Below are 12,984 nucleotides of genomic sequence, written 5' to 3'. Positions count from 1 at the left end.
GTCAGGTCAGGTTGCCGTCGATGCAGAGGCTCACCGAACGCGAGGACGGACCGGGGCGAGTGTCGTTGGCATCGAAGACCCACTGGGAGATCGGCGCGGCGGCCTTCCACAGCAGCTGACCGTCGCGGGCCGCCACCACCTGGTAGATGTCCTCGTTGCCCGCGATGAGCTGGCTGCCGACGCAGTAGTCGTTGTACCCGGTGCCCGGCTGCCGCGCGCCCGCGCTGAACAGGCCGGTGGGGTTGGTGTAGGCGCCGGGGTTAGGGACGGTGGCCCGGGTGCTCCCGGCGGGGCCGCGCGACCAGGATGCCGCGCCGCGGTCGGTGTCGCAGCGGAAGGTTTGGCCGCCCGCGGCGACGGTCGCGCCTTGCGGGTAGCCGGTGCCTGCCCATAGGCAGTGCACGCCTGGATTCGCCGCGCTGGTCCTGGCCTCGGCCGCGGCGGTTCCGGCGCCGAAGGTGAGGCCGCCGGCCAGGGTGGCCATGGCGAGCAGTGCTAGCGAAGCGCGTCGCAGGGCGGGGGTTTTCGGCGTCGTTGCCGTGTTCATCGACTTCTCTCTTTCGTCCTCGACCTGGCGGTGCGATGCGCCACCGATCGGTAATGCGAAGTACTGCAGGGGTTGTCGGGCGAGTTCGGCTAGCACCAGCCGGCGGTGGGGCGGCAGACGACCCAGCCGTCGCCGTCGGAGCGTGGCACGGCGGTCCAGGTGGTGGCTCCGCCGCTGCGGTTCTCGGTCGCCTCGGCCGGGTGCTGCTGATTTCGGTACTCGCGCAAGGCGTTCCAGTGCTCGTTCTGCTGCAACGGGTTGGCGTCGGTGTGGTTGTAGCCGAACGGGTCGATGTGGTGTGCGCCGGTCGTGTTGCCGGGGTTGGCCGAGCCGGGTGCGTGGTTCGAGCGGGCGTCCGGATCGGCGACCGCGACGGCGGTGCTGAGCACCGTTGCGGTGCCGAGTAATCCGACGATCAGTACGAGTGCGGTGGCGCGGCGGTGTCGGCGGAGGATGCCGGTCGGTCGTAGGGGCGATCGCTTCATGGCGTCGTTGCCTCTCTGCTCATCTACTGAGATGAACAGTAGATGACGATCCTGAGAGGTTGCTTATGGCCAGCACCTATCTCACCTGCCATACCCTGCAGTGTGATCGAGTACGCATCCATGCAGTAGATCGGATAATTCTGTTGATAGCGGGTGAGCACGATCACAGAAAATTGCACTGTCTGAAATTTTGCAGTTTGTGTTAAATTCTTGCCATGTCATCACCCACCCGCGCGGAGCCGCCGCTCGGTCTGCGCGAACAGAAGAAGCGCAAGACCAGACTCGAACTGTGCATGGCGGCGCGTCGGCTGGTGGTCGCGCACGGGCTCGACGCGACGACCGTGGATGACATCGCGAGGGTTGTCGGGGTCTCGCCGCGCACGTTCTTCAACTACTACGACACGAAGCTCGACGCGATCGTCGGCCCGATCGGGGAGATCGGTACGCCCGCGGCGCGGGACGAGTTCGTTTCCGGTGGGCCCACCGGGGTGCTCATGCCCGACCTCACCTGGCTGTTCTCCTCCGGACTGGAGCCCGAAGACGAAGTGCGCGAAGCGATCTCGCTGGTGATGGAGATCATCAAGGAAGAGCCGCGGGTGTTCGCGGCCTTCATGGCCGCCGGCGTGCAGCAGGAGGCCGTCGTCGGCGAACTGTTGTCCGCGCGGGCCGGTGAACCGGTTGCCCGCGAATTCGCCGCGCTCGCAGCGGGAGTCATGACCAACATCACCACCCGGGCCGCGATGTCCGCGACCGCCGACACCAGCAGATCACTCACCGCGGCTGTGCAAGAGCACTGTGCGATGGCCGCCCGGATGTTCGACCAGCCTGCCGAGCGAAACTAGGAGACCCGCCCGATGACTACGACGGTTGCCTCGCCGCCCACCCCAATTATCTTGACCCAGAAGCGAATCTGGCTCATCTTCTCCGCGCTGATCGCGGGCATGTTCCTGGCTAGCCTGGACCAGATGATCGTCGGCACCGCGATGCCGACCATCGTCGGCGAACTCGGCGGCGTCTCGCACATGGCCTGGACCGCGACCTCCTACCTGCTGGCCACCACCATCGTGATGCCGATCTACGGCAAATTCGGCGACATGTTCGGCAGGCGTTGGCTTTTCCTGTTCGCGGTGACCGCCTTCACCGCGGCGTCCGTCGGCGCCGCCGCGTCGACCAGCTTCTGGGAGTTCATCGTCTTCCGCGGCCTGCAGGGCGTCGGCGGCGGTGGCCTGATGATCCTGGCGCAGGCCATCATCGCCGATGTGGTGCCCGCCAAGGATCGCGGCAAGTACATGGCGCCGATGGGTGCCGTCTTCGGTATCACCTCGGTCGCCGGTCCGCTGCTCGGCGGCTTCTTCGCCGACACCCTCGGCTGGCGCTGGTGCTTCTGGATCAACGTGCCGATCGGTATCGCGGCGCTGTTCATCGCCTTCCGTTACCTGAGCGTCCCAAGCCATCGACCCAAGACCAAGCCGGACTATCTCGGCGTGCTGCTGATGTCCTCCGCGACAACGCTGTTGATTCTGATCACCGACTGGGGTGGCAAGCAGTACGCGTGGGGTTCGACCGCGATCGTCGCGATGATCGCCGCACTGGTAATCGTGGTTGCCGCCTTCGTGATGGTGGAGGCACGCGCCGAGGAACCGATGCTGCCGCTGTGGTTGTTCCGCAACCGCACCTTCGTGCTGACCTCGGCGATCGGCCTGCTGGTCGGCCTGGTCATGTTCGCCGCGATCGGGTTCATCCCCACCTACCTGCAGATGGCCACCGGCGCGTCCGCCTCGGTCTCCGGTCTGCTGCTGATCCCGATGATGGTCGGCATGATGATCACCCTGATCGGGTCGATGACCGCGATCACCAAGACCGGTCGCTATCGGGTGTATCCGCCGGTCGGCGCGCTGGTCATGCTCGGCGCCATGCTGTGGTTGACCCGGCTCGACGCGAACACCTCGATGTGGGTGGTTTCGGCGATGCTGTTCGTGGTCGGCGCGGGCTTGGGCCTGATCATGCAGATCATCGTGCTGGTCGTGCAGAATGCCGTGGCGCCCAATCAGATCGGGACCGCGACCAGTGCCAACAACTACTTCCGTGAGATGGGTGGCGCGATCGGTGTCGCGATCTTCGGCTCGATCTTCACCAACCGATTGACCGAGGGTCTCACCGACGCGTTCATGTCACATGGTCCGGAGGTGATGGCGGCGAAGCTGGACCCGAGCGCCCTGGTGCCGTCGGTGGTCAAGCACCTGCCCGAGGGGCTGCACGACGCGATCGTCGGCGCTTACGTGAACGCGCTGGTACCCGGCTTCTGGTACCTGATCCCCGGTGCGATCGTCGTTTTCGTGCTCGCGCTGTTCATCCCGCAGCTGAAGCTCTCCGACGAGGCGGGCATGGTCGCTCGTGGTGAAGCGGTGATGGAGGAGACGGAGCTGGACAAGGACAGGAAGCTGGATAAGGACGGGAAGCCCGATTCTGAGCTCGTCGCTGAACACAGCTGACGACTCACACGCGGGCGGTAAGGCAACAGCCTTACCGCCCGGCCGTCTGTCAGGGGCAGGCGGTGCCGACGTAGGCCGGGTCGAGTGCCTTCTTGATGAGGTAAGCGACGGTTGGGGATTGCGGGAGGACGCCGTGCTCGAAAGTGTCTGTGGAGCAGAAGTCTTGGACCCACACGTTATCGACGGTCGCGCCGGGGCCCGCCCGTAGGAAGGTGGCGTCCGGTGGGGTGGAGGCGTCGTCGAGGGTGCTGGCAATCACGGTGTAGGCGATGCCGGAGTCGGTATCGCCCGCAGCGTTGATGTCGCGGAGGAAGTCGCTGCCCACGAGCTGCTGGGCGGCCGCGATTCCGGCGATCTCTGTCAGTCCGGCGGAGAAAGCCGAGGACGCGCTGCCGGAGGGGATCCGACCCGCCACACCGCGCATGGTGGAACCGTGGTTGGTGCCCGCGAGGGAAACCAGCTGGTGGACCTTGTCGGCACCGCCTGCGAAGCGCAGGTATTGGCGAGACATCAGCGCGCCTTGGGAATGACCGACGAGATCGACCTTCGCCGAATGTGTTGCGGCGCGGACGCGGTCGACGAAGGCAGCGAGTTCCGTGGCGGAGGCGTGGATGTCTCCCACGCCGTACATTCCGGGAAGCGCGCCGAGCACGCTCGAGGTGTCGCGGCCGTAGTTCAGCGAGAAGACGCAGTAGCCTTCGTCTTTCAGCTGCGGGGCGAGTACGTCCCAGTCGTTCTGGTTGCCCCAGGTGCCGTGCACGAGAACTACGGGTCGCGGGTGCGCGGCGGTGGGCAGGCAGGTCCAGTCGTCGGATCCCTCGGGTGGGACGCTGCCGTCGGGGTCTTTGCCGACGCTCGGCGTGGCCGCGATATCGGTTGCGGCCGTGTTCGATTGGCCGCTACCGGGTTCGGCTTGTGCACCCGGCACGCAGAGTCCGGTCAGGATGCCCGCCACCGCACCGGCCGCAGTCAGCCGCCACCTCATATTCATCGAAATCCCTTCATCATTCGGGCAAGGCGGCGAACTCGGTTACCGCGGGACGGTCAGTGGGTCGAGGCAGCTGGTAGCGGCATCGACCAGCGAACACGGCTGTGGTGCGTGCGTCGGACGGTAGTCGGCCGGAACGCCACCGGAGTGCGTGATGGCGGTGTAGGCGGGGACGGCGTCGGTGGGCCGACGGGTGAGGCTGGGGTCGGTCAGCACGTCGACGGTGTACAGGCCGAAGCGCGGTGTGTAGCTGCCCCATTCGTAGTTATCGGTGAGGCTCCAGTAGTTGTAGCCGATCACGTTCATGCCGTCGGCCTTCGCGCGCTGGATCCAGTAGATGGTGTCGCGCAGGTCGTCGCCTCGGGTGTAGCCGTCGGCGCGCGGCTCGCCGTTCTCGGTGGGCATGCCGTTCTCGACAATGTAGAGCGGCTTGCCCGGGAACTCGCGCGAATAGTGTTGCAGCGCATAGTAGATGCCCTCGGGCTGCAGCGGGTTCCGCCAGAGCTGAGTAAAGTTCTGCAACATAGAGGTCGCGGTGTCGGGTGACAGGCCGTAGTAGTAATCGATGCCGATGTAGTCCAGCCTCGCGGCGATCTTGTCGATGAACGGCTTGTTGATCGCGTCCTCGCCGCCGGGGATATAGGCGACATTGCTGGTCACCATGGCGCCGGGCTGCACCTGGTGGATGTGGTCGTAGATGGCGTTGTGCGCCTGGGCCAGCCGGTCCTGCATGCCGGGCACGTCGGTCGCGGGCAGGCCGCCGTGGCGCAACTCGTTGAGGCCGTAGAAGGTCGGCTCGTTGAAGGTCACCCAGAGCGGGTCGGCGGCGGCGTAGCGATCGACCACGGTGCGCGCGTTGGCCAGCCAGTCCTCGACCATCCCCGGGTTGTGCCAACCGTCGCGGTCGACCTCCCAGCCGGGGAACACCCAGTGGTCCAGCGTGATCATCGGCCGCATCCCGGCGGCGCGGATCTTCGCGATCACGTTGTCGTAGAAGCGGAATCCCTCGTCGGACCACCCGCCGGGCTGCGGCTGCACCCGTGCCCATTCGATGCTGATCCGATACACCTTGACGCCGAGCCCGGCCGCCAGCTCGATATCGGAGGCGTAGCGGCTGTAGAAGTCGACCGAATCACGGTAGGGGTCATCGGTTTTGCCCGCGGCGACGTAGCGGCTCCAATTGCTGTCCGGCGCATGCCCTTCGGATTGATATCCGGAAGCGGCGACACCCCACAGGAAATCCGGGCCGAGCGGCGCGACCCGCGCGGGCGGTTCCGGCCGGGCGGCGGCCGTGGCGGGCAGGCCCGTCAGGACAGTGGCGGCGGCCAGCACGGCCAAGACGACGCCGCGAAGACGGATACGCATCGGGTGGTGTCTCCCGTTCGTTGTGGTGGACCTGAGCGGATGGTCCGGAATGAAAACCGTACAACGCTCGGTTTACCTGGCCACCTCGGTCGCCGAGCTGGCCGAAGCGGTCGGCCTGAGCCAGGGCGGCCTGCTGCACTACTTCGGCTCGAAAGAGGAACTGTTCGTCGCCGTGCTGCGCAAGCGCGACGAATCCGACCTCGCGACCATGCGCGGCACGGCGCCCGCCGCGTTCGTGGCGGTGGTCCGCGGCAACGCGAAGGTGCCCGGTCTGATCGAACTGTTCACCCACATCCAGGCGGCCGCGGCGGACCCGCACCACCCCGCGCACGACTACATGCTGGAGCGGTACCGACTAGGCACCGAGGCGTTCGCGCACGCCCTGCGGGAGATGCAGCAGGCGGGCGCGTTGTCCGATCGCATCGATGCCGACGCCGCGGCCACCATGTTCTTCGCGCTCGCCGACGGGCTGCAGGCCCGCTGGCTGATCGACCCGAGCATCGATATGGCGGCGCAGCTCGAAAACGCCTGGCGGCGCTACACCGGCGACAGCTAGTGCGCAGGCGGTCCCTCGTCCATCAGCCGCCGCAGCAGTACGGGCATATCCACGAAGGCGAATCGGATGGCCGAGTCGCTGCAACCGTAGGGGAGAACGAGGGTGTCACGGTGCACCAGCGCGCCGCAGGAGTACACGACATTGGGCACATAGCCGTCGCGCTCGGCCGCGGTCGGTGCGAGCAACGGCTGGCGCAGTGCGCCGATCACCCGAGTCGGGTCGGCCAGGTCGAGCAGGATCGCGCCGATCCCATAGGTGCGTACGGGGCCGACGCCGTGTGTCAAAACCAGCCAGCCACCAGGGGTTTCGATCGGCGGTCCGCAGTTGCCGAGCTGGATCAGCTCCCAGGGCTGGGTCGGTCGATAGATGGTAACCGGATCGCTCCACCCGCGCGCGTCCGGCGAGCTGACCACGCTGATGTTTTCCCGATCCCAGCGCGACAGCATGAGATAGCGGTCGTCGACCCGGCGCGGGAACAGCGCCATTCCCTTGTCGGTGGCGCCGCCGCCGTCGAGCCTGGTGCTGTCGAAGGTGACGAAATCGTTGGTGTGCAACAGCCTCGGCGCGACCCGGCCGCCGTCGAACGCGGTGTAGGTGGCGTAATACGTTGCCGTCCCGTCGTTTTCGGTGAACCTGGTGAAGCGTGCGTCCTCGATGCCATGGCTCTCGTCGGCGCTGGCCGGAAACAGGATCCGCTCGGACATCGGCCGGTCGACGGGAAAGGTCACCGTGTAGTTTCCGGCCGTCGACGGGGTGACTTGGCCGGCCTCGAGGAACGGAGTCGGGGTGTTCAGCCGGATCGAATCGCCGCGCCCGAGGACGCCGGTGCGGAACTCGATGCAAGAGATATGCCCCTCGCCAAGGGCGCGCACACTCATGATGAAGCGCAATTCGCCTGGGGCGAGACCGGTCTGGTCCGGGTGCGGGACCATCGACGGATTGAACAGCGCCGCCGCCTCGACCGCGTACTCCTGGGTGAAGCACGCGCCGATGAGCTGCCGCCGATCCGCGGTGAGCATCGTGGGGAGCAGTTGCTCGACCACCGCACTGTGCGCGGCGAATACCGCGTGGATGTCGCGATGCCGGTTGCCGAACCGCAGCAGCGCGGAGGCCAAGGTGCTCGTCACGTCCGCGTCGGACAGGCGCAGCACGCGCGCGATGATCGCCTCGGCGCGCGAAATGCCGTGTCCGAGTAGCTCTTGGCCGGGTTGGAACAGCCTGGCCAGTACCCGGCTCCCGTCCGGGAACAGGGCCTCGCCGCCGCGGCGGGCCAGGTCAGCTGTGGTTGCCGCCGCGGTGTTGGTCATGCGGCCGCCTGTTGCAGGCGGCGGGCCTGCTGCATGGTGGAAATCAGCGCCAGGGTCGACTCGGCGCCCTGGTTCTCGTTTCGCCCGGTGGGTTCGAGTCCGTCACAGCAGCCGCCGCTGACCGGATCGATGAGCGGGGTCGAGACGTCGTTGGTGCCGCGGAACCATGCCTCGCATAACATGACCGCCTCCTTCCAATGGTGGTCGTTGGTGTCGTCGTAGGCGCGGGCGCAGGCGTCGGCCAGCGTCGCGACCTCGATCGGCTGCTGGTCGAAACCAGGCCGCTTCTCGCCGGTTGCCCAGCCGTCAACCGGGGTGACCGACAGATGGTCGCCCGAGGTCTCGATCTCCAACAGCCAGCGCAGCATCGCCAATCCGTCTGCGTGCGTGCGGCCTTGACCCGGCGCGGCACCGGCCACCAGGAGCGCTTCGGCCAGTACGGCATTGGCGTAGTGCAGCCGCGGCTCGGGCCAGCGCCAGTCCAGGCGACGGGTTGGCGGGCCGATCAGCTTTGCGGCATCGGCCAACAGCTTGGGGGCCGTGAGGTTTCCGGGGTCGGCGCGCAGCACCTCGGCCGCACCGAGCGCGGCGAAGGCCATCGCGCGCGGGAACTGCGAGCGCTGCTTGGCGGCGATGGTGAAGTGCGCCAACGCCTTTTCTGTCAGCTCCGGCCTGCGGGCGGCGACGGTGCCGAGTGCCCAGATAGCACGCCCCCAGTGGTCCTCGAGGCTCGCCTCGTCCTGCCAGTTCCGGTCCGTGCCGCGTCGATTGTGACTGCGGCCGTCCTCGGTGAGTGCCTCGAAGATGAAGCGCGCGTACACCTGTACGAGCGCGTCCAGCTCCTCGGTCGGCTCCGGCTCGCGGACCACGACAACGAGGGCGCGCGCGACATCGTCTACGCAGTAACCGTTCTCGAGGCGCGGCGTGGTGAACTTCGCGTGCTCGAAGATCCCGACCTCGTCGCTGAGTCGCACCAGGTGGGCGTAAGAGATGGTGATCGTTTCACTCATGCTGTGGCCAACTTTGCATCGGCTTGCAGCGTCTCTGCGGCAAGCGCATGGTATTTCCTGCTCACTGCGGGCCAGAGTAGGTCTGGCGCAATGCGTTTCGCTTCGGCGCTCATTCGGGCCGCCAGGCCTGGCTCGGTGAACACCTTGCGCAGCGCGGACGCGATGGCGGTCGGTGATTCGCGATCGACAAGGAGACCGGCGCCGCTCGACAGCAGTTCCCGCGCGTGCGGGAAATCCGTCGATACCACCGGTTTACCCGCTGCGACGGCTTCTATCAGAACTCCGGAAGTCACCTGTTCGCGCGAGTCGTAGGGGAGCAGCACGACATCGGCCTGCTGGATCAGCCGGTGCAGCTCGTCGCTGGACAGGTAGCGGGCGTCGAAATGTACGGCGTTGGTGACGCCGCGCCGCGCGGCCCTGTCGACAAGGCTGGTGCGGTAGGACTCGCCGTGCCGGGCCAGCACCCTGGGATGGGTCTGCCCGACCACCCGGTAGCGTGCGGCCGGGCGCAGATCGGCGAGATGGGCCATCGCGTCGATGCCCCATTCGATGCCCTTGCCTTCGCCGAGCAGGCCCCAGGTCAGGATCACCGGCGTCCGTGAGATCGGCTGATGCCGGGTGCTGTGCGGTCCGGGGAGGTGCGCTGTCGCACCGTGCGGGATCACGCTGACCTTGGACCGGTCGACCGCATAGTGCTCGATCAGCCGCTGGCGGGCCGTCTCGGTCATGGTGACGAGCGCGGCGCAATGGCGGGCCAGCTCTTCGAGGATCATTCGCTGCTGCGTGGTCGGGGTGACCAATACGGTATGCAGCACCGCGATAGCCGGGACGCGAAGAGCGCGAACGACTTCGAGTACATCGACGCCGTCGCGCCCGCTGTAGATGCCGTATTCGTGCTGGATGATCGCGACATCGAAGCGATTGAGGGCCGCAGCCGCGGTGGCGGCGCCGCGGCGGGCGCTGCGCTCCCACTGGTGCGCGACCAGTGGTGCCGGTGTCGGCTCGGCGGTGTCGACCACGGCAACGATGCCGACGGTACGCGTGGCGGCCGGACCCTGACCGAAATCGACCGTCGCAAAACCGGTTTCGGTGGGTGTGGTCAGCGCGCCGACCAGCGAGTCGGTGAAGGTGGCCAACCCGCACTGGGTGGGTGGATAAGTGCTCAGAACGCCGTAAGACCGAACTGACACAACGTCAGCCTTTCTGATTCGAGCCAGCGCCGACAGTGCCGCTGTCTGCAGCCACTCAATTGGCTGAATCGTGTCGCGCTGAAGCGCTTGAGAATCCGTTCCGGAGCACGACACGGGCGGATCGACCACTAGGCCCCGATAGTAACACCCAGGTCACGCGGGGTCGATGTGATAGGGTCGTGGCACCAAGTCCGCTCATTCGCAGGCGGCTCTCGGCGGTTAATCCGCCAGTAATCGAGGATTTTATGAAAATCGGCGTAATCGCGTCGGTAGCTCATCGCACGCCACCGAAAAACTATGGACCGTGGGAGCACATCGCATCGACCCTGGCCGAGGGATTCGTCGCGCGGGGACACGACGTCACGTTGTTCGCCACCGCGGACTCCGAGACGTCGGCGCGGCTGGTCGCGCCGGTGTCGTCGGGGTACGAGGAGGCCGTCGACGCCGACGCCAAAGTCGCTGAGGCGCTGCATAATTCGACCGTATTCGAGCATGCCGGCGAGTTCGACGTGCTGGCCAACCATTTCGACTTCATGCCGCTGACCTACAGCCGCCTGGTGCCGACACCGATGGTCACCACGATCCACGGCTTTTCCTCGCCGAAAATTGTGCCGGTATATGAGGCATTCGACGATATCGCGCACTATGTATCGATCAGCGATGCCGACCGGCACCCCGCACTCCGCTATGCGGCGACAATCCATCACGGTATTGATACCGCGCAGTTCACATTTCGGCCCGAGCACGGCGAATATCTACTCTTTCTCGGACGAATTCACCCCGACAAGGGGACGCACCTGGCCATCGAGGTGGCGCGGCTCACCGGACTGCCGTTGATCATCGCGGGCGTAGTGCAGGACGAGGAGTACTTCCGCACGGCGGTCGAACCGCACCTCGCCGACCCCGCCGTGACCTACGTCGGGCCGGTCGGACCGGCGCGCCGAGACGAACTGCTCGGTGGCGCACGCGCTTTGCTGCATCTGATCGGATTCGCCGAACCGTTCGGCCTTGCGGTCGTCGAGGCCCTCGCGACCGGAACACCGGTCATCGCAACCCCGCTGGGATCGATGCCGGAAATCATTCGCGACGGTGTCACCGGATTCCTGGTCACCGACGTCGCCGGGGCAGCGGCCGCGCTCGCCAAGGTCGATCAGCTCGACCGGCGTGCCGCCCGAGCCGACGTGTGCGAGCGCTTCAGCGCGGATCGAATGATCGACGATTACCTGGCGCTGTTCGAGCGCATCGTGCCCGCGACACCGGAACAGCAGGGTATCGGTTCGCCCGGGTTGTTCTCGCACGCCGGGATGTAAGTCGTAGCGGCACCCGCACCCCGCATCTAATGGCTGGCCGGTTAGCCGGCGCCAATTGTATTGTGCGGACATGGGCCTAGCGAAGCTTGCCGAAGAGTTCTGGAACTGGCGGCTGGCGACACTGCCCGACTCCAGCGATGATCTGCCACGGGTAGAACGGCCGGATGGCTGGCTGCCCGATTGGTCGCCGAAGGCCATCGCCGATCGCCGGGAGGTGCTCGCCGAGCTGACTCGCAGACATGGCGAACTCGACCTGTCCGACGAGCCGGTCGCGGTGCGCGTCGACGGCAGGCTGCTCGGTTCGGCGCTGGCCAGGGTGCACTGGGAGCTGGAGCTGATTCGGGCCTGGGAGCGCGATCCCGGCTTCTACGTGCAGCAGAGCCTCGGCCCGATCTATGTGGAGCTACTCGTCTCGTCGCCGTTCGACGCGACTCGGGCCGCGAAGGTGAGTGCGCTGCTGCGGCATGTTCCGCTCGTGCTCGAACAGGCCAGGAAGAATCTCGCGGGCCGCGCCGGTGCGCCGTTCACGCGCAGCACGCTGCGGCTGTTGGGTGAGGCCGAAGGATCGCTGGAAGCCGCGATGACGGCGCTGGTGCCGTTCCTGCCCGACGAGTACGCGGCCGAGTTGCCCGCGGCCGCCAGAGTGGCCGCCGACGCTGTTGCGGCGTACCGGGATTGGCTCACCGAACAGTTGCCATCGCTGGGCGCGATCGAACCGGTCGGACCGGAATCGCTGGCCTACTTCCTGCATCGTGTTGCGCTGCTGCCTTATTCGGCGCAGCGGCTGCGCGAGATGGGCATCCAAGAGTGGCATCGGGCCGTCGCCCTCGAGGCGCTGCTGCGTACCCGGCATCGGGACGCGTCCGCGCCGGAGCTGTCCGCCGACGCGTCCGAGCACGTTGCGCGTCAGGCCGTCGATGAGCGTGCGGTGCGTGCGTTCGCCGATGAGCGAGGACTGCTGAGTCAGCCGGAGACCTTGCGGCACTACAGATTCGCGCCGCTGCCGCCCTATCTAGAGCCGTTGACCTGGCTCGGCGTCACCGATGATCTGACCGGTCCCGCTCGAATGGACGAAGACGCTACTCGGTACGTCCCGACGCCACGGCCGGATCTGCCGTACTTCGATCGTGCCGCCGCGTTCGAGTCGCGCACCGCGATCGTGCACGAAGGGGTACACGCCCAGCAGGTCGCGATCGGTTGGCACCACGACAATCCCGCGCGGCGGTGGTTCTACGACTCGACGCCCAACGAGGGCATCGCGTTCAACTACGAGGAGCTGATGCTGCACGCCGGACTGTTCGACGAGGCACCGGCCAGCGCGATCTTCGTGGCAAATGCCATGCGGCTGCGAGCTTTACGCGTCGAGGTGGATATCGCGCTCGCCCTCGGTGAACTCTCCATCGACGAAGCCGCCGATCGGCTGGCGGTCGCGGTGCCGATGGACCGCGAGACGGCGTGGGACGAAGCCGTGTTCTTTGCTGGGAACCCCGGCCAGGCGCTGAGCTATCAAATCGGCAAACTGCAGATTCAGGATCTGCTCAGCACGGCAGTACGGGAACTCGGCGACGAATTCGATCTGCGGGGATTCCACGACCGGCTCTGGCGTGAAGGGAACGTGCCGCTGGCCTTGCAGCGTTGGGAGCTGCTGGGCCTGCGTGACCACCTCGACGAGGCGGACCGGCTGGCCGGATAGGTCGTCAGCACGGGCATAGTGTGGGCAGATAGCCAGCAGAG

At 66.6% G+C, this 12,984-nt stretch carries 12 protein-coding genes; 5 read left to right on the top strand and 7 right to left on the bottom strand.

Going from position 1 to position 12,984, the window contains the following annotated elements:
• Position 1: 1 nt before the first annotated feature.
• Positions 2-547: a hypothetical protein gene (locus ACIBCN_RS25685; protein WP_396994199.1), complete on the bottom strand. Its 546-nt coding sequence runs from the start codon at positions 545-547 to the stop codon at positions 2-4.
• Positions 548-636: 89 nt separating this feature from the next.
• A complete protein-coding gene (locus tag ACIBCN_RS25680) occupies positions 637-1,032 on the bottom strand; it encodes a hypothetical protein (RefSeq protein ID WP_396994198.1) in 396 nt (131 codons plus the stop codon).
• 215 nt (positions 1,033-1,247) lie between these two features.
• Between ACIBCN_RS25680 and ACIBCN_RS25675 the strand changes: the two genes are divergently transcribed.
• Positions 1,248-1,874 carry a TetR/AcrR family transcriptional regulator gene (locus ACIBCN_RS25675; RefSeq protein ID WP_396994197.1) on the top strand — a complete coding sequence of 209 codons (627 nt, stop codon included), beginning with the start codon at positions 1,248-1,250 and terminating at the stop codon, positions 1,872-1,874.
• Between the two features lie 12 nt (positions 1,875-1,886).
• A complete protein-coding gene (locus ACIBCN_RS25670) occupies positions 1,887-3,524 on the top strand; it encodes an MDR family MFS transporter (RefSeq protein WP_396994196.1) in 1,638 nt (545 codons plus the stop codon).
• Between the two features lie 49 nt (positions 3,525-3,573).
• On the opposite strand, the gene ACIBCN_RS25665 is transcribed toward ACIBCN_RS25670, so the two are convergent.
• Positions 3,574-4,515 (bottom strand): esterase/lipase family protein, encoded by a 942-nt coding sequence (locus ACIBCN_RS25665; RefSeq protein WP_396994195.1) that lies wholly within the window; start codon positions 4,513-4,515, stop codon positions 3,574-3,576.
• 39 nt (positions 4,516-4,554) lie between these two features.
• Positions 4,555-5,877 (bottom strand): family 1 glycosylhydrolase, encoded by a 1,323-nt coding sequence (locus ACIBCN_RS25660; protein ID WP_396994194.1) that lies wholly within the window; start codon positions 5,875-5,877, stop codon positions 4,555-4,557.
• 49 nt (positions 5,878-5,926) lie between these two features.
• Between ACIBCN_RS25660 and ACIBCN_RS25655 the strand changes: the two genes are divergently transcribed.
• A complete protein-coding gene (locus ACIBCN_RS25655; protein ID WP_396994193.1) occupies positions 5,927-6,433 on the top strand; it encodes a TetR/AcrR family transcriptional regulator in 507 nt (168 codons plus the stop codon).
• On the opposite strand, the gene ACIBCN_RS25650 is transcribed toward ACIBCN_RS25655, so the two are convergent.
• The 3 genes from ACIBCN_RS25650 to ACIBCN_RS25640 are packed head-to-tail and all read right to left on the bottom strand — an operon-like array spanning position 6,430 to position 9,940.
• Positions 6,430-7,740 (bottom strand): glycoside hydrolase family 130 protein, encoded by a 1,311-nt coding sequence (locus ACIBCN_RS25650; protein ID WP_396994192.1) that lies wholly within the window; start codon positions 7,738-7,740, stop codon positions 6,430-6,432. The genes ACIBCN_RS25655 and ACIBCN_RS25650 overlap by 4 nt on opposite strands.
• Complete coding sequence (locus tag ACIBCN_RS25645) at positions 7,737-8,750, bottom strand: glycosyltransferase (protein WP_396994191.1); 1,014 nt, start codon at positions 8,748-8,750, stop codon at positions 7,737-7,739. Before ACIBCN_RS25645 ends, ACIBCN_RS25650 begins: the two co-directional genes overlap by 4 nt.
• The gene (locus ACIBCN_RS25640) at positions 8,747-9,940 is read right to left on the bottom strand and encodes a glycosyltransferase (protein ID WP_396994190.1); all 1,194 of its coding nucleotides are present in this window, start codon (positions 9,938-9,940) and stop codon (positions 8,747-8,749) included. Before ACIBCN_RS25640 ends, ACIBCN_RS25645 begins: the two co-directional genes overlap by 4 nt.
• A 245-nt stretch (positions 9,941-10,185) precedes the next feature.
• On the opposite strand from ACIBCN_RS25640, the gene ACIBCN_RS25635 reads away from it, so the two are divergent.
• Entirely contained in the window at positions 10,186-11,250 is a 1,065-nt protein-coding gene (locus ACIBCN_RS25635; RefSeq protein ID WP_396994189.1) for a glycosyltransferase family 4 protein, read from the top strand.
• Positions 11,251-11,320: 70 nt separating this feature from the next.
• The gene (locus ACIBCN_RS25630) at positions 11,321-12,943 is read left to right on the top strand and encodes a DUF885 family protein (protein ID WP_396994188.1); all 1,623 of its coding nucleotides are present in this window, start codon (positions 11,321-11,323) and stop codon (positions 12,941-12,943) included.
• Positions 12,944-12,984 lie beyond the last annotated feature (41 nt).

This window comes from Nocardia sp. NPDC051052 (assembly GCF_044456045.1).
In the GTDB taxonomy this organism is placed as follows: Bacteria; Actinomycetota; Actinomycetes; order Mycobacteriales; family Mycobacteriaceae; genus Nocardia.
This window is presented reverse-complemented; position numbering and strand designations above follow the sequence as displayed.